General features: G+C 35.0%; 17 protein-coding genes. 13 read left to right on the top strand and 4 right to left on the bottom strand.

Going from position 1 to position 18,059, the window contains the following annotated elements; translation table 11 throughout:
* Positions 1–78 precede the first annotated feature (78 nt).
* From ABEG63_RS21280 to ABEG63_RS21270, 3 genes are all read right to left on the bottom strand, one after another.
* Positions 79–552, bottom strand: coding sequence for a YciI family protein (locus ABEG63_RS21280; RefSeq protein WP_346587445.1), 474 nt, complete (start codon positions 550–552; stop codon positions 79–81).
* Between the two features lie 22 nt (positions 553–574).
* A complete protein-coding gene (pncB, locus tag ABEG63_RS21275; protein ID WP_267405494.1) occupies positions 575–1,753 on the bottom strand; it encodes a nicotinate phosphoribosyltransferase in 1,179 nt (392 codons plus the stop codon).
* A gap of 94 nt (positions 1,754–1,847) precedes the next feature.
* A complete protein-coding gene (locus ABEG63_RS21270; RefSeq protein WP_267405493.1) occupies positions 1,848–2,324 on the bottom strand; it encodes a Dps family protein in 477 nt (158 codons plus the stop codon).
* A 142-nt stretch (positions 2,325–2,466) separates the two neighbouring features.
* Here ABEG63_RS21270 and ABEG63_RS21265 point away from each other — a divergent pair, with 142 nt between their 5' ends.
* The 7 genes from ABEG63_RS21265 (at position 2,467) to ABEG63_RS21235 (ending at position 10,073) form a co-directional block, all read left to right on the top strand.
* Positions 2,467–3,834, top strand: a complete 1,368-nt coding sequence (locus tag ABEG63_RS21265) for a hypothetical protein (protein WP_346587443.1) — start codon at positions 2,467–2,469, stop codon at positions 3,832–3,834.
* Positions 3,835–3,856: 22 nt separating this feature from the next.
* Positions 3,857–5,440 carry a hypothetical protein gene (locus tag ABEG63_RS21260; RefSeq protein WP_346587441.1) on the top strand — a complete coding sequence of 528 codons (1,584 nt, stop codon included), beginning with the start codon at positions 3,857–3,859 and terminating at the stop codon, positions 5,438–5,440.
* Positions 5,441–5,564: 124 nt separating this feature from the next.
* Entirely contained in the window at positions 5,565–5,978 is a 414-nt protein-coding gene (rpsL, locus tag ABEG63_RS21255) for a 30S ribosomal protein S12 (protein ID WP_002983146.1), read from the top strand.
* 23 nt (positions 5,979–6,001) lie between these two features.
* Positions 6,002–6,478 carry a 30S ribosomal protein S7 gene (gene rpsG / locus ABEG63_RS21250; RefSeq protein ID WP_027371737.1) on the top strand — a complete coding sequence of 159 codons (477 nt, stop codon included), beginning with the start codon at positions 6,002–6,004 and terminating at the stop codon, positions 6,476–6,478.
* Between the two features lie 6 nt (positions 6,479–6,484).
* Positions 6,485–8,602 carry an elongation factor G gene (fusA, locus tag ABEG63_RS21245; RefSeq protein ID WP_267405490.1) on the top strand — a complete coding sequence of 706 codons (2,118 nt, stop codon included), beginning with the start codon at positions 6,485–6,487 and terminating at the stop codon, positions 8,600–8,602.
* A gap of 18 nt (positions 8,603–8,620) precedes the next feature.
* Positions 8,621–8,926, top strand: a complete 306-nt coding sequence (rpsJ, locus tag ABEG63_RS21240; protein ID WP_002661363.1) for a 30S ribosomal protein S10 — start codon at positions 8,621–8,623, stop codon at positions 8,924–8,926.
* A 316-nt stretch (positions 8,927–9,242) separates the two neighbouring features.
* On the top strand, positions 9,243–10,073 hold the full coding sequence (locus ABEG63_RS21235) for a carbonic anhydrase family protein (RefSeq protein WP_346587440.1): 831 nt from the start codon (positions 9,243–9,245) through the stop codon (positions 10,071–10,073).
* A 53-nt stretch (positions 10,074–10,126) separates the two neighbouring features.
* Here the strand turns inward: ABEG63_RS21235 and ABEG63_RS21230 are convergent, their stop codons facing one another.
* Positions 10,127–11,143: a terpene synthase gene (locus ABEG63_RS21230; protein WP_312399852.1), complete on the bottom strand. Its 1,017-nt coding sequence runs from the start codon at positions 11,141–11,143 to the stop codon at positions 10,127–10,129.
* Positions 11,144–11,283: 140 nt separating this feature from the next.
* Here ABEG63_RS21230 and ABEG63_RS21225 point away from each other — a divergent pair, with 140 nt between their 5' ends.
* The 6 genes from ABEG63_RS21225 to ABEG63_RS21200 form a co-directional block, all read left to right on the top strand.
* Entirely contained in the window at positions 11,284–11,526 is a 243-nt protein-coding gene (locus ABEG63_RS21225) for a hypothetical protein (protein WP_346587438.1), read from the top strand.
* Positions 11,495–12,109, top strand: a complete 615-nt coding sequence (locus tag ABEG63_RS21220; protein WP_346587436.1) for a GLPGLI family protein — start codon at positions 11,495–11,497, stop codon at positions 12,107–12,109. The genes ABEG63_RS21225 and ABEG63_RS21220 overlap by 32 nt, the downstream gene beginning before the upstream one ends.
* 70 nt (positions 12,110–12,179) lie before the next feature.
* Complete coding sequence (locus tag ABEG63_RS21215; RefSeq protein ID WP_346587435.1) at positions 12,180–12,677, top strand: low affinity iron permease family protein; 498 nt, start codon at positions 12,180–12,182, stop codon at positions 12,675–12,677.
* A gap of 223 nt (positions 12,678–12,900) precedes the next feature.
* The gene (locus ABEG63_RS21210) at positions 12,901–14,466 is read left to right on the top strand and encodes a T9SS type A sorting domain-containing protein (RefSeq protein WP_346587434.1); all 1,566 of its coding nucleotides are present in this window, start codon (positions 12,901–12,903) and stop codon (positions 14,464–14,466) included.
* A 10-nt stretch (positions 14,467–14,476) separates the two neighbouring features.
* Positions 14,477–17,323, top strand: a complete 2,847-nt coding sequence (locus ABEG63_RS21205) for a hypothetical protein (RefSeq protein WP_346587432.1) — start codon at positions 14,477–14,479, stop codon at positions 17,321–17,323.
* 11 nt (positions 17,324–17,334) lie between these two features.
* The coding region (locus ABEG63_RS21200; RefSeq protein WP_346587431.1) for a DUF6443 domain-containing protein at positions 17,335–18,059 on the top strand (725 nt) is incomplete at its 3' end.

The following is an 18,059-nucleotide window of genomic DNA, read 5'->3' as shown; positions in this document are numbered from 1 at the left end:
CTCGGCGGCGAAGCCGCCGAGCCGAAACCCGAAAAAGCGAGTAGCGAAAGCAGGAAAAGGCTTCAAATCAATTTGAGTTTAAGGATTTTCCTGTGAAATCTCTTTATGATGCTCCAAATACAGAGGTAAAGCCGCCGAACCATACCACGGAAAAATTTCATAACTGAAAACCCCGGCTTGTACTGCAGGATCGGTTTTTACCCATTGTTCCGCTTCTTCTTTAGATTTGGTATTGAAAATAAACATACCGCGATAATTTTCTTTATTTTTTTCCAGAAAAGGTCCCGCGACAATTATTTTCCCTTCATCTGCCAATTTTCCGATATTTCCCAAATGACCTTTCATGAGTTCGCTCATTTTGGTTTTTTCTTCAATTTTTGTGGCTCCGGTGGTCAGCATTACGATGGTGTACGCTTTCATGCCGTATTTGTCTGCGCCTAGTTTTGTGGCTAATTCCTGATTAAATTCAGTCTTTTTATTTTGCCCTTTTAATGGAATTGATAAAAATGAAATCAACAAAACGAAAGCAAGGAGGGAAGTTGTCTTTTTCATGATAGATGTGTTTAAATTTATCTTAATCTTTTATTGCTAAAAATTCTTTAGCAAGTTCAATCATTTTAGGATCTCCGGTATATTTTCCGTGTTCATCGGATAATTTTACGGTTGGAATCCATTCTTTGTTTGGAGCCTGAACGCCAATTAATTTCATCACAATATTCATTGGTTTTAAACCTACGTCATTGGTTAAATTAGTTCCGATTCCGAAAGAAACGCCGATTTTTCCTTTACAATAATTCGTAATTTCTTCTACTTTTTCAAGATTTAAAGCATCCGAGAAAATAATATATTTAAACAAAGGATTGATGCCGTGTTTTTCATAATGGGCAATTGTTTTATCAGCAAATTCCAAAGGATCTCCGCTGTCGTGACGAACGCCATCGAAAAGTTTAGCAAATTTTTTATCAAACTGACGGAAGAAAACATCGGTTGTATATGTGTCTGAAAGCGCAACACCCAAGTCACCTCTGTAAACATCTACCCAATGTTCCAGCGCCAGTTCGTTTGCCATTTTGAAACCATATTCCGCGGCATGAAACATAAACCATTCGTGAGCGTGAGTTCCAATGGGTTTTACACCATATTTCATCGCAAAATGCACGTTGGAACTTCCGATAAATGTATTCTTTTTATTTTGAGTTAAAGCTTCCATTACCAAGTTCTGAACTTTGTAAGAATGTCTTCTTCTGGTTCCGAATTCTGCGAAATTTACCCCTAACTTTGTTAACGATTCTGCTTTTTCCAGTGTCTTGTTCATTACTACTTCATTAGAATCTCTTTCCATATGTTTCATTTCATAATGAAGCTCGCTGATTAATGCTAACAACGGAACTTCCCAAAGAATAGTTCGGTACCAAAGTCCTTCCACTGTTACGGAAAGTTCAGTTCCCTCTTGATGAATTTTTACTTCAGACGGGTCATAATGATAACCTTCCAGAAAATCAAGGTAAGGAAGATCGATATAAGGACAGGTTCTTGCCATGAATTTTTTTTCATCCTTGGTAAGCTTCAGTTCGGCCATTTTATTAACAGCTTCTCTTAAAGCCGAATCAAAACCTTCCGGAAACTGATGTTTTCCTCTGTTGATGAATTCATATTTTACTATAGAGCTCGGAAATAATTTCACCACCGCATTCTGCATTGTGATTTTATAGAAATCATTGTCTAAGATGGAGTTTAATCGTACGTCGTGCATAATTGTGTAATTTATACGCAAATTTAATAATTAAAAATAAAATCACCTAAATGTAAGGTGATTTTTTTAATATTTTCTGATAAATTTTTTATAGTTATTTTCCAAGATAAGAGTTGTACATCCAAACTTCTTTTTCCTGCTCGGTGATATAGTCGCTCATTTGGGAGTTTGTACCTTCGTCTCCGGCAGCATCGGTAATGTCTAAAAGTTCTCTCTGAAGATCAATCACGACTTTGAAAGAATTTAAAATAATTTCTACGCTTTTATTTCCGTCGCTTACTTCTTTACTCTCCTGAATAGTTGCCACTTTTAGATAATCTGAATAATTATGTGCTGGAGTTGCTCCCAATGTCAAAATTCTTTCAGCAATTTCATCAATTTTTAACACTAAACTGTTGTAAAGCTCTTCAAATTTAGGGTGTAAAGTGAAAAATTGTTCACCTTTGATATTCCAATGAGAGCCTCTCGTGTTTTGATAGAAAACAGAATAGTTGGCCAATAAAATGTTCAGTTTTTCTGCAATGTTTTTACAATCGGCTTCTTTTAGCCCGATAATGCTTGCGTTTTTCATAAGTCTATTATTTAATTATGCCTTATTTGAAGGAAATATCATGCCGAACTTTCCCCTAACCAATAGATGATAACTATGGCAGGATTTTTTAAATTAATTTGAATAAGTTTGCTTAATATTGCGGTTTAAAAGACTAAATACTATGATGAAATATAAGATTGCGGCTATCATAATAGTAATTACCTATTTTGTTCACACTTTTTTTCTTCCAACTGGCGGAATAGGAGCCGACAGCTTGTCTTATTTCGGAATTGCATCTGATTTGCCTAAAATAAAAACCAATCTTTTTCCTTTAGGTTATCCTTTGTTACTGGAAATCGGTCATTTTTTTACGAAGGATTATTTCTGGTCGTCAAAGATTTTAAACTTACTTTTAACATCAACGATTTTATTATTTTCCTATTTTAAAAAATATTATTTTAGGGAAACGGTTTTACTCTTTATGGGTAAAACATTCTTTTTTGTATTCGCAGGAACGCTTTCTGAGGGTACTTTTATTTTCTTTCTGTATTTTATGATTTACTTTTTGCATCAGGTTTTCATGAAAAAAAATATGGTGAGAAATGCGGTTTTTGCATCAATTGCGCTCACTTGTTTATTTACCGTAAGGTATTCTGGTGTTTATATTTATTTGTCAGCGTTGGTTTTTGGTGTTTTTGTTTTTAATAAAATTAAAAATAAAGAATATTTTAAACCTTACTTATTTTTTGTAATTCTCTCAGGAATAGGAGTCGGAGGATATTTGCTGTTTAACTTTCTGAATTTAGGCACCTTTACAGGAGAAAATTTAAGAGGAAAACCAATCTGGATATCCTATATATATACGGTGAGAGATATTTTTGGTTTAGCCAACGCCGTAGATCCTTATATAGGAATAAAGCCTGCATCCAACAGTCTTGCGAGTATGGCTTTTCAGTTTTTTGTTTTTGTGATTGATATTTTATTGTTCAGATATTTACTTACTTATTACCGAAAAGCAAAAGAAACACAGTTATATTATTTTCATCAATTGTTATGGATAACGGCAGCTGTTTATGGTGTGTCACTTCTTCTTTCAGGATACTTTCAGCAAATTGAAGAAATGGGAGTGAGGTTGCAGGCTGCTGCGAATGTTTGTCTATTCTTTTCATTTCTGATTCTTTATTTTCAAAATCAAAAATCAGATAAATGGATTTGGCGTATAGGATGTTTCTTTTTTGTGTTTTTGGTGGCGTATAGTTTAAAAAGTCCGTCTAATTATTTGAAGAATAAGCATCAGATTCAGCCTCAAATGGAAAAGTTTAAGGATAAAGTATATATCTATAATGATCAGAAGGAGATAAAGAATGTTACGAAATATCATATTCCGATTATTAATAAATCTTTCAATTACGAACATACAAATAACCAAAAAGGTGAAATAAAACAATCGCTTGCTGGAACTTTTTATCCTCAGATAAAATGGGTGAAATATGATACGGTAAGGGATAAAAGTAAAGTTTTGTACACTTCTTGGCTTATTTTAGATTAATTATAATATTAAATTTTAATAAATGATGAAAAGTTTTCTGGTTTCTATTTTTATTTTCTTCGGAATTTGCCTGTTGTATTTTTTTGTGGCGATTTCTAAAACAGATGGTAATTTCACTTATGTTTTAGATGATGCTTACATTCATTTAGCAATTGCAAAGAATTTTGCTTTACATCATGTGTGGGGAATGACTCAATATGCATTTTCTTCCACTTCATCATCACCGATATTCACTTATTTGATCAGTATTTGCATTAAATTATTTGGAAATTCAGCTCTCATACCGATTTTCATTAATATTTTATTGATGATGGGTGTGATTTACTTTTTAACGAAATATTATTCCCGATTTTCAGATAAAGTCAGATTTATAAGTATCTCTGTATTAGCTACTGTATTTGCTTCTGTTTTACATTTGCAAATGTTCTCCGGAATGGAGCATATTTTACAAATTCTATTGGTTGTCATTAATATTTACTTTTTTACCAATTGGATTTCAAGTGATTTTAAAAATACAAATTCACTCTTTTATTTTTATGGAACGATTCTATTGCTAGGTTTGGTAAGGTTTGAAATGATGTTTTACTTCGTTTCTTTAGCTTTTTTCCTGGCTTTTCTGAAGAAATTTAAAGAATCAATCTTGATTTTAGTATTCGGTTTTGTTCCGATTTTAATTTTCGGATATTTTAATAATCTTCATACTGGACATTTTTTTCCGAATTCTGTGGTTGTAAAAGGTGCACACGTCGATTTTGGAGAAGACTTTTTTTATCAGATAAAAGACATTTTGTTAACAGCACTTTTCAACAGAAGTTTTTATAAAAGATGTTTATTGCCGCTGCTTTTGCTTTGTTTTGTGATCTTTAGCGATTATAAAAAACGAACTTCTTTACAAGATTTTTATAAAAAGAATTTTTTCCTGTTCGTTTGGGCGATTACGATGCTGCTTCATAGTGTTTTTGCAGATTTGAAAAGTATTCTAAGATACGAAGCTTATCTTATTGTAGCTTTTGCCATGCTTATTATTCCTAGGCTTAGAGAGTATTTTATCTATTTTAAATTTGAACTTAAAAAAAATCTTATTCTGAATATTTTATTGTTTGCCAACATTGTATTACTGATTTCAAAAATGGGATTCGCCAATAGAATTTTAGTTTATGGGCCTAAAAATATTTATGAACAGCAGGTTCAGTCTGCCAAATTTCTTCATACCTATTATAATGATTCTAAAATTGTTGCGAATGATATTGGGGCGATTTCCTATTTTACGAATATTCATTTGTTTGATATTGCCGGTTTAGGTTCTCAGGAAATGATTAAATTCAACGAAAAAGTAAAAAATTCTGATGAAGACTACGGAAAGTATATTGGTGATTTTTCAAAAAAGAACAATTTCAAGATAGCGATTGTATATGAAGAGTGGCTTCGTGGCTTTGTTCCTAAAGATTGGCAAAAAGTAGCTGTTTTATCTGTTGCTAATAATGACATTGTTTCTCAAACACGCGTTACTATTTTCTGTATTGATTCTAAAATGAAAGAATCTCTTCAAAATAACATCAAAACATTCCACTGGAATAAAAATGTAAAGGTTCAGATTTTTGAATGATACTGAGCCTTACCGTATTATATTATTGTTAATTGAATTTTAATAAATAAGATTATTTATACTCAACTACTTGTAGATTAAAAAATTATTACTATTTTTGCACCCTAAAATAAAAAGCAATTAAATGCCTACTATTCAACAATTAGTAAGAAAAGGAAGAGCCACGCTTGCCAAGAAGAGCAAATCGGCTGCCCTTGATTCTTGTCCACAAAGACGTGGTGTATGTACGAGAGTATATACTACTACACCTAAGAAACCTAACTCTGCACTTAGAAAAGTAGCAAGGGTAAGACTTTCTAACGGTAAAGAAGTTAACGCCTATATCCCGGGCGAAGGACATAATCTTCAAGAGCACTCGATAGTATTGGTTAGAGGCGGAAGGGTGAAAGACCTACCGGGAGTACGTTACCACATCGTAAGAGGTGCATTAGACACTGCAGGTGTAAATGGAAGAACTCAGAGAAGATCTAAGTACGGTGCTAAGAGACCTAAACCAGGACAAGCTGCTGCAGCGCCTGCAAAAGGAAAGAAAAAATAATCATTAAATAAGGTACAGAAGCAATGAGAAAGACGAAAGCGAAAAAAAGACCGTTGTTACCAGATCCAAAATTTAATGATCAATTGGTAACGAGATTCGTAAACAACTTAATGCTAGACGGTAAGAAGTCTATCGCATTCAAAATTTTCTATGATGCATTAGATATCGTAGAAACTAAAAAAGGAGAAACTGAGAAAACAGCCCTTGAAATCTGGAAAGATGCATTAACAAACGTTATGCCTCACGTAGAAGTACGTTCTAGAAGAGTAGGTGGAGCTAACTTCCAGATTCCTATGCCAATCAGAGCGGATAGAAAAATTTCTATGGCAATGAAATGGTTAATTAGCTACTCTAAAAAGAGAAATGATAAGTCTATGGCTTTGAAATTAGCTAATGAAGTAGTAGCTGCTTCTAGAGAAGAAGGTGCTGCTTTCAAAAAGAAAACAGATACTCACAAAATGGCGGAAGCTAACAAAGCGTTTTCACACTTTAAATTCTAATCTGAAATGGGTAGAGATCTTAAATTTACAAGAAATATTGGTATTGCTGCTCACATCGATGCAGGTAAAACTACCACTACAGAAAGAATTTTATTCTATACAGGTGTAAACCACAAAATTGGAGAAGTTCACGATGGTGCTTCTACAATGGACTGGATGGAGCAGGAAGCAGAAAGAGGTATTACTATTACTTCTGCTGCAACTACTTGTTCTTGGAACTTTCCAACAGATCAGGGAAAAGCTTTGCCAGAAACTAAACCTTACCACTTCAACATCATCGATACACCGGGACACGTTGACTTCACAGTAGAAGTAAACAGATCTCTTAGAGTATTAGATGGATTGGTATTCTTATTCTCTGCAGTAGATGGTGTAGAGCCTCAGTCTGAAACAAACTGGAGACTTGCTGACAACTACAAAGTTGCTAGAATGGGATTCGTAAACAAAATGGACAGACAAGGTGCTGACTTCCTTAACGTGGTAAACCAGGTTAAAGACATGTTAGGATCAAACGCAGTTCCAATCGTTTTACCAATCGGTGCTGAAGAAGATTTCAAAGGTGTTGTAGACTTAATTAAAAACAGAGCGATCATCTGGGATGAAGCTGGACAAGGTGCTACTTTCGAAGTAGTTCCAATTCCGGAAGACATGAAGGATGAAGTTCTAGAATATAGAGAGAAATTAGTAGAAGCTGTGGCTGACTACGATGAGACTTTGATGGAGAAATTCTTCGAAGATCCAGATTCAATCTCTGAAGACGAAATCAACGAAGCTCTTAGAAAAGCTACTATCGATTTATCTATTATCCCAATGACTTGTGGTTCTTCATTCAAGAACAAAGGAGTACAGTTTATGTTGGATGCAGTATGTAAATACTTGCCTTCTCCATTGGATAAAGATGATATCAAAGGTACTGACCCAAGAACTGACGCTGAAATCACAAGAAAACCATCTGTAGATGAGCCTTTCTCTGCATTAGCATTTAAGATCGCTACTGACCCATTCGTGGGAAGACTAGCATTCTTCAGAGCATACTCTGGAAGACTAGATGCAGGTTCTTATATCTTGAACACTCGTTCAGGAGATAAAGAAAGAATCTCTAGAATCTATCAGATGCACGCTAACAAGCAAAACCCAGTAGAATATATTGAAGCTGGAGATATTGGTGCTGCTGTAGGTTTCAAATCTATCAAAACTGGTGATACGATGTGTGATGAGAAAAACCCGATCATTCTTGAATCTATGGTTTTCCCTGATCCCGTAATTGGTATCGCTGTTGAGCCTAAAACTAAAGCTGACCAAGATAAAATGGGTAACGCTCTAGCTAAATTGGCTGAAGAAGATCCTACGTTTACTGTAAGAACTGACGAGGCTTCTGGACAAACGATCATCTCTGGTATGGGTGAGCTTCACTTAGATATCATTGTAGACCGTATGAAAAGAGAGTTCAAGGTTGAAGTAAACCAAGGACAACCTCAGGTAGAATACAAAGAAAACTTAACAAAAGTTGCTCAACACAGAGAGGTTTACAAAAAACAATCTGGTGGTAAAGGTAAATTTGCTGATATTGTATTTGAACTAGGACCTGCAGACGAAGGTAAAGTTGGTTTAGAATTCATCAATGAGATCAAAGGTGGTAACGTTCCTAGAGAATTTGTTCCTGCAATTGAAAAAGGATTTAAAGCTGCAATGAAGAACGGTCCTTTGGCTGGTTTCGAAGTTGAAGGTATTAAAGTTACTCTTAAAGATGGATCTTTCCACGCAGTGGATTCTGATGCTCTTTCTTTCGAAATGGCTGCAAAATTAGGATTCAAAGAAGCGGGACGTGCTGCTAAGCCGGTAATTATGGAGCCTATTATGAAACTGGAAGTTGTAACTCCGGAAGAATATATGGGTAACATCATTGGTGACCTTAACAAGAGAAGAGGTACGATCAGTGGTCAGGAAGAAAAGAACGGTGCTGTTGTAATTAAAGGTTCAGTTCCACTTTCTGAAATGTTTGGATATGTTACAACTCTAAGAACACTTTCATCAGGAAGAGCTACTTCTTCTATGGAATTAGAGAAGTACCAAGCTACTCCTCAAAACGTTGCTGAAGATATTATCGCTAAAGCAAAAGGTTAATTTTTTAAAGTACAAGAAATGTCACAAAGAATCAGAATAAAACTAAAATCTTACGATTACAACTTGGTAGACAAGTCTGCTGAGAAAATCGTAAAAACGGTAAAGGCTACTGGTGCTGTTGTAAACGGTCCAATTCCATTGCCAACGAACAAGAGAATCTTCACAGTTTTGAGATCTCCTCACGTAAACAAGAAAGCAAGAGAGCAGTTCCAATTATCAGCTCACAAGAGACTAATGGATATCTACTCTTCTTCTTCTAAAACTGTTGATGCTCTAATGAAATTAGAACTTCCTTCAGGAGTTGACGTAGAAATTAAAGTGTGATAATTGCATACTTTGCAATGATTATAATAAAATCCGTTCCTTTCGAGGAGCGGATTTTTATTTTTGTTTGAAATGATTATTTTCAAATCAATAATTAGTATTAATGATAATTGATATTTTTATTTAATTTTTAAATTTAAAATCATTTTTCAAGATGTATTGAATTGATTTTTAACCTTTTTATAGTTCATTAAAATACAATTAAATTTAAATTTATTTAATCCGTTTTCTTCAAAACTGTATTTACATTTGTGTTGTTAAAAAAATATATACTTAATAGTTTAACGCAAATGATAACAGAAAAAAAATCTTTTTAGTGCTGAAAAATTCAGCGGCTAGAGTAGGGAAAGTAGGCATTGTTCTTATCTCTGCTCAATTGTTTTTAATGGCTTGTAGTAAAGAAGATGATGAAAACCACATCTTGGCTTCTTATCCATCAGATCTCATCAGTACGCCCATCGTCACTTCAGATTTCTCTTCTGCGGTTGCAGAATCTCAAACTCCAATCGACATTATTACTTCAAACCTGATTCCATTTAAAAGCAATGACCCGAATATTCACTATGGAGCAATCACTTTAAATTCAGTCGCCAATAATGAAGGTGAAAACCTAAGAGTAAATGTTGCGGGGGCAGACAGTTTCAACAATTATATTACAGTCGGCGGAAAGCAATATAATCTGGTTAATTTCCATTTTCATTACAGCAGTGAGCATACCATTAACGGAGCTTACAGTAAGATGGAAATTCATTTTGTAAATCGATCGCTAGATAATTCTTATGCGGTTTTAGGTGTTTTGGTAGATTCAGGAAACGGCAATCCGGGACTTCAGGATTTATTCAATCAGTCACCAACGACACCAAACGCGATTAATTCTCCCAATACAACGCTTGATTTATCTACTTTGTTTCCATCAAATATCAAAGAATATTACACATATAGCGGCTCATTAACCACTCCGAATTTTGGAGCTAATTCTTCAGCTACAGACGGGGGACCAGTAACTTGGTTTGTATTTAAAGATAAGCAGCAGGTTTCGGATGCAGAGTTTTCAACTTATAAATCTGTTTATACCGAGCCAAACTTCAGAACAACTCGTCCGCTGAATGGTCGGAAAGTATATGTAAAGGTAAATGATTTGCCTTGATGATAAAATAAAGCAAAGAATCGAAACCATAAGATTTCGACTCTTTGTTTTTATTATTGATTTATATTACTTACGTATTCTCCCTCCACAAAGCCTCCATTTACATACCTTGATGTGTCGTTGGTATGCCATGCATAAACTCCGGAGATCATGATACCCAGATCTTTTACATAATTGGCTACCAAATCATGGAAACCTTCAAAAGGAGGAAGATGTTTTTGAAGAATTAAAAATTCATGTAAATATTCATCATGTAATTTAATAGCTTCCATATAAGCATCCTTCATTGGAATATTCTTCTCATTCTGAATAACTTTTACAAGATTCATAGTGTCTTCTTCACGATGGAGTTCTTTTGGCAAAGATATGATATCATTATGTATTCCGATCATCAGTCCACAAAGGGTATAAATTCGTTTTAGGTGAGGATGTTCAAAAATATAATCCGGAATTTCTCGGTAATCTTTTTGCAAAGCAGCATAGTCACAATAGGGTAAAACACCGCTAGTTGCCTCGCGAATGAGTAAGTAAACTGCTAAGGGAGGCACGGTGTTGCTTCTGTAATAAATTTTTTCCTCAGAATATCCTTCAAAGACATAGCGAATAGATCTCACGAATCGGTCATAAATATTTTTCGGAATATTAATTTTTAGTGCATCTTGGCGAAGCACCCAATATAAATGAAAAATACCATTTTCCTCAGGCTCATCCCGAAGTTCCCCATTAAGAATAGAAATAATACGTTGCGTAATATCATACATTTCCCTACGTGAGCATTTGTCAAAATAATCATCCATCATTGCGCCGTTAGCAGTATAGTTAGATAATGGTCTTAGTTCCTCAATACTTTTTAAGAACGGACACCCTCGTGCAGCAATATCTGTAAGATGATGCTTTTTATGTTTTTCACGGGCTTCTTTACTTTGAATAGCATATTCTGTATCAATCCATTGGTAGTATTCCTGCCGTTGCTGCTCAAATTGAGGGTGAATATAATCAGGAAAAGGATATTTTGGCTTAGGTAAATCTTCAAAACCCAAATAAAACTCCTTGTTTGTAATTGTTTTCATTTAAATTTGTTTTTATGATTAAAGTTATGATAAAATTAAATCAAAAAATTGAGATTTATTATATTTTTTTTTGATTGATTATTTATTTAATCATTAAATTGAAAAAAATGAATCTGTATCTTTGTTTTGAAGTAATAACTATGCAAAAAATTTTCATCATATTCATACTCTTTGGTTTTTGTTTACAGGCACAGACAAAAAGATTTATGTATGAATTGGAATTCAAAAGAGATTCTACTGAAGCGAGATACGATAAGGTACATTTTGTGTTGGATGTGAATCCGAAGGACGTGAAATTTTATGAATATAATTATTTGATATCAGATTCCATCAATAAGGCTAAAGGAAATTATGACCATCGATTTGGAGGTGATTTTTATTAGTGTTAAACGCTCAAAAGATTCATATAATAATCAAAATTATGAGTTGATAGGTTCTGATATGTACACTTTTCTCACAGAAGATAAAATGACTTGGAAACTAACCAATGAAACTCAAAAATTAGGGCAATATACTTTACAGAAAGCCACGACAAAATTTGGCGGAAGAGAATGGACGGCTTGGTTTAATAAAGACATCACTATTCCTGAAGGACCTTATAAATTCCGCGGTCTTGCCGGACTGATTTTCTTTCTGGAAGATTCAAAATCAAATTATCTTTTTTCTTTAGTTAAAAATAAAAACTTAAAAAATACCTACGATACTTTTGGGTTTATAGAAACTTTTTATGGTAGTAAACCGTTGGAAGTATCAGATGCGGTAAGGTTGAAAAAAAAGATGGATATTTATAATGATCCGCTGCATGATATGAGAAATGGTTTTAAAGAAAATGCGGGTGAAGAAATATTTGTAATGAATGTAAAAGTTACTAACAAAGAACAATTCAATGAACTGAATAAAAAAGTTCAGCAAATGATGAAGAAGTTTAATAACCCGATTGAACGCAATAAAGCATTGAAATATTAAAGAGCTAATTCCACTTCAACTCTGCTTCTTCGGCGGAGTTTTTGCTTGATTTTTCACAAAATAATACAAAATGGCAAACACAAGTACGAGTGTCTTTGAAAAATTTTCTAATTGGGCAACTAAATTTACAGGAAGCAGCTATGCGTTTATTGGCGCGACAATAATTGTGATTGCCTGGGCAGTTTCTGGACCTATTTTTAATTACTCGGAGACTTGGCAATTGGTAATCAATACGGGAACGACAATTATTACTTTTTTGATGGTTTTTCTTATTCAAAAATCTCAAAATAAGGATTCTAAAGCCATTCAAATCAAACTCAACGAATTGATTGCGGCCAACGAAAAAGCGAGTAACAGAATCGTTGATATTGAAGAATTAACAGAAAAAGAACTAGACCAACTTCATTGTTATTACGAAAAGCTGGCGAGTTTTGCCAAAGAAGATGCTGATATTCATACTTCGCATTCCATAGATGCTGCCCACAGAAACCAAGATTATAAGCATGAGTTTTTTAAGAAGAAACATGAAGAGTGGCTGCAAAGAAAGCAGCAGAAGAATGTGAAATAAATTATCAACTAATAAAAATATATGAGCCATTCAAAAGTCTATACAATGATTTTTGAATGGCTTTTTATTTTACGTCAAGTTCTGTCGCTTAGTGATACTACTTTTGCATTAAAGTGTTAATTCAGTGTTAACTCTTTACAATAAATCTTTTTCTTGTGAAGTAAAAAGATTATTTTTGTACCCTTAAATAATTAGTAACAATAAAACTTAAATAAACACGAGTATGAAAAAAATCTACGCGGGTGCATTTTTCTTGTGCACAGTCTTGGGCGTTTCAGCTCAGGAAGTTGTCTGGCAAAAAGACATCAAATCCTCGACACAGGATTTTCTAAGCCAAGTCACGACAACCATCGATCAGCAATATTTGATTTCTGGAAGTAGTATTCAAGCTGCCACCTCCCAACTACAATCTGCTACCTCAAACAACGGTTACGATTTCCATTTGGTAAAACTCAACCCACAAGGTGAGGAAGTCTGGGAGAAATATTTTTCGGGCAACAATCATGATTTTTTATCGGCAACGGTTGCCACACAAGAAGGTGGATTTTTAATCTCTGGAACCACTTATTCCACAAAAGGTTTAGACAAAAAAGAGGATTCTAAAGGCGGATCTGATATTTGGCTGATTCGCTTGAATGAATTCGGAGATGAATTATGGCAGAAAACTATTGGTTCGACTTCGGATGAAGAATCCAGAGCGGTTATTCAGACGACGGATCTTGGATTTATCGTTGCTGCGAATGTTCAGAATTCAGCAAAAGGATACGGTTCTAAAGATGTTTTAATCATCAAACTAGACAAAAACGGAAAGGAATTATCTCAATTAATTTTGGGCGGGAAAGGTTTAGATGAAGTTGAAAAAATGATTCCCACGAAAGATGGCGGAGCTTTGTTAGGGATGTATTCGCGAAGCGGAAAAACTGCAACCAACAACCTATCATCTGCAACCCCAAAACAAACTGAAAATTTCGGTGAAGGCGATTATTGGATTGTTAAACTCAATAAAGACGGAAAAGTTGAATGGGAAAAGAATTTTGGTGGAAAAGGTGACGATCATTTAAGAACGCTTTCATTGACATCTTCAGGGTATTTAATTGGTGGGGAATCTCGTTCGGAAAGATCAGGCAATAAAACCGTGGGATTGGAAGAAGGAACGGATATTTGGCTGATTTCGTTGAACGAGAGAGGTGAAGAAATTTGGCAAAAATCTTACAATTTCAAAAACAGAGATGTGCTCATGGGAATGAGTACCATTAATTCTTCGGATGACAAGTCTAAAGGGATTCTGTTAGGCGGCTATACTCAGGCAGAAGGCAGAATTGAGGCGGATGATGAGACTTTTTGGATGCTGTACCTGAATCAGGATGGAAACGAGCAGTGGAGAAAGCACGTAAAAGGTGAATCCAGAAAACGTGAAGAAAGACTTTCGGATATAAAACTGAACCGTGATGGTTCGATTATTCTGGCTGGAACGAGCGCAGAAGAACTCGGTAAAGAGAACTGGAAAATTGTAAAACTGGGAGATAAACAAATCGATCAGGTGATTGAAAAACAGAATATTAAAATTTATCCAAATCCTGTGTCAGATTATGCGTATGTGGAAATCGGGTTTGATTTTAAAGACGCTGAAATTAATCTTTATGACATGTCTGGAAGACAACTTCAAAGTCTAAAAACTAAAAATAAAGTAACCAAAATCAATACACAATCTTTGATTCAGGGAGCTTATCTAGTGACCATCAAAACGGATGAGAATAAAACAGCGAATGCTAAATTGATTAAGAAATAAAAACATAACTATGAAAAAACACCTATTAATGTGGGCGGTATTTTTACTATCTGCCAATCATTATTATTCCCAATTGGGAATAGGAAACGGAGGAATGGTAACTTCTCCTATTGCTTCACCTTCTATGTCCTCTATGTCAACATATTCTGATATTCCGGTATCATTGGCGAGTGGTCTTCCTGAGATTAATATTCCATTACTTAATGTGCCATTAGCCGATAAGGGTATCGGATATCCTTTAAGTTTAAGCTATAATTTGAATAATTTAATAGAGTCTGAAACTGCCAGTGATGTAGGAGCCGGATGGTCGTTCTTTGGTACCGGCGTTATCTATAAAAAAATTATTGATGGACTAGATGAGTGCTATGATATGCCTTCATGGCCAAGTCACTTCAATAATGAATTTGATGATGTGTATTATTATAATTTTCCCGGTGCTTCAGGAAAGTTTAGGATAAAAAGAGATGTTATCAATAATACATTTTCATTGATTAATCTTACCCCGGATCATTCAAAAATAGAATATATAAGAGATAATACCAATACCGCAACTTTTAAGGCACTCAGTTTTTCCATTACTACAGATAATGGCTATAAGTACATTTTCGATGAGTTTGATTATGGAGGATATAATTGTTCCAATTATGATTATGTTATACCTTTAAGGTTTAGGTCTGCTTATTTTCTGACAAAAATGATCAATCCTTTAGGAATAGAGATTGCTACGTTGGAATATGAAAAGAAAACAGAAAAGGCAGGAAACACTCTTCTATCACAATACTGCAAGCTTAAATCAGTGACTACACCTAACGGTAAGGTTGTCTTCGATTATGTATATAATGATGCATTAAAGGAAACAGTAAATGATCCTTATAGCTTGGAAAAGATTACCATGAAGAATCCTGCAGGTAAAACCGTTTACTCTTATGATCTTAATTACAGTATCGCAAGCTTACCATTCAAAGCTTCTGAAAGGAAAAGGCTTCTGAATTATATTCGAAAGAATGATAAAAACGGACAGAAAGTAGAACAAACCTCATTTGTATATTCTGATACCCAGATGCTGAAAAGAATTATCTCGCCTACCGGAGGCGTTACTGAATATACCTATGAAGCCAATGAAAAGTTCTTTAATTATAATGACCCGGATTATTTACAATATGTTGAAGAGTACACTTATAACCCTGACTTTCAAATCAGCAGTAATGTTGCTTCGTTTAACGTAAACTCTTCTCAAAGTATGTCTTATAGCTTTACAATTCCAGGGGATAACAATAAAAAACAATATTTTAGAGGAGAGCTTCAAATAAATCTTCAGTACCCTCCAAAAGATGATGATGATGATTTTCCTGATCTTCCCGGACTTCCTGATCTTAATTTTGTAAATGCCACTCCACCCAGGCGTCTTACCATGAAATTAAAAAGAGGCAGCGAGGTTCTTATCAATAATGTGGTTGTGAAAGGAAATTACTTACAGGAATTTACTTTTTCAAGTAAACCAGGTGATTACACGGTAGAATTTACTTCCACAGGGGGAGTAAATGGTACTGGAACCATCAATATACTAGGAGCCACCCTTCGCCCGGGACCTTTTAGAAATGCTATGCCCGCAACAGGTTACAGAATAAAAAATACCCAATTCTATAAAAATAGTTCGGATACCAATGCAGAGCGCACCATTAATTATGAATATGATTCGTTTGATAAGGTAAACAGTACCAGTGGTTACGAATTTTATAATGAAGCAGATGCCGGTAAGTACAGCAACTCTTCTTATATCATTTATAACAGCGTAAAAGTTTCAGAAACAGGAAAAGGATATATTAAGAATAGATTCAAAACAGCAAACGACTATCCTAAATATCAAACCGGAGGAACTCAGCTAGAGCCTATTTATTTTTGGCCTTACTACAGAATAACCAAGCAGGGGCTTCCTTTTAAAAGAGAAGTCTATGATGAGCAGAATAACCTCTTATCCAGTGAAGAAAGTGAATTTGAACTGGATTATTATTCCACGGACGAATATACTGTCAATGCCTCTGGCGGAAATTTCTCTTCTAAACCTGCTTATGTAAAGAAGACTCTTAACAAAAGTACTGTATTTTATAAAGACGGAAAAAAGCTTGAAAATTCGTCTGAAACTCAGATTGAAGGAAATGCGTTTAAACCGGTGTATACCAAAACAACAGTAGATGGTGATGTGGTAGAAAGATTTATGACCTATCCGGTCAACCTTTCAGAGTATGGTCACCTTGAAGCAGCTTATATGACGAGCAGCCCTGTGATTGTTGAAGAAAAACAAAACGGAATTACCCTTTCTAAAGCGATTACCAAATATGCAGCCCCTTCTTTGATGCCTACCTCGGTAGAATCTGTGAACCTCCAGGGAAGTACAAAAGAGAATATGAAGATGGATTTGTATGATAATAAAGGAAATCTGCTTCAGTATACAGATATTACAGGATTTCCGGTAACATTGATCTATGGATATAACAATACCCAGGTCATTGCTAAAGTAGAAGGCGCTACCTATGCGCAGGTATCTGCCTATACTCAGGGTATTGTTACGGGTTCAGACGCAGATAATACGAATACTTCAGGCAATGTAGAACCTGCTTTGATTCAGACGTTGGATAATTTTAGAAACAATCCGGCATTGGCCAATTATCAGATCACAACGTATACCTATGATCCTATCGTAGGCCTTACCAGCGTAACTTCACCTTCAGGCATGAGGGAGATTTATGAATACGATGATGCAGGAAGACTAAAAACCTCCAAGCGAATAGATATTAATAACAACGGAACGGAAGTACCGAAGAAAACCAGAGAATATCAATACAACTACAAGCCATAAAAACAACAATCATGAAAAAATTTCTAAGCATATTCAGTATCCTGGTTATGGCCACCGTTTCGGCACAAACAGAGCTTACAGGTACTGAAAATTATATCTATAACTCCACCTGTCTCAATGATGATTGTAGCAGGAAAACAGAAAGCGTACAATATTTTGACAGCTGGGGAAAACCGATTCAGGTGATCGACATTAAAGGATCTCCTACAGGAAAAGATATTGTAGGACATGTGGAATATGATCATTTGGGAAGACAGGTTAAAAATTATCTTCCGGTTCCTCAGACGGGAACTCAAAACGGACTTTTATATACCTCTCCACTAAGCAATGCACCTGCTGTATATGGTTCCGAAAAGATCTATTCTGAAAACGTGCTGGAAAGTTCCCCTTTGAGTAAAGTATTGCAGCAGATTAACGTAGGAACCCAGTGGGCTTCCAAGCCGATAAATTTTGGTTATGAGGCCAATGCAGCAGGAGAGGTTGATAAATTCACCGTATCTACTTCATGGGAAAACGGTGCTACCAAAAGTGTACTTACCAAGTCCGGAACCTATCCTGCGGAAAGGCTGTCTAAAAGTACAGTGACTGATGAAGATGGAAACAAGACAGTACAGTTCAAAAATGCAAAAGGGCAGCTTATATTGATGAGAAAATTCAATGGTAATGAGCAGGTGGATACCTACTATGTATATAATGAGTACAACCAACTTGCTTTTGTATTGCCTCCGAATTCTAT

It is taken from the genome of Chryseobacterium sp. C39-AII1 (assembly GCF_039672645.1).
Classification (GTDB): domain Bacteria; phylum Bacteroidota; class Bacteroidia; order Flavobacteriales; family Weeksellaceae; genus Chryseobacterium.
This window is presented reverse-complemented; position numbering and strand designations above follow the sequence as displayed.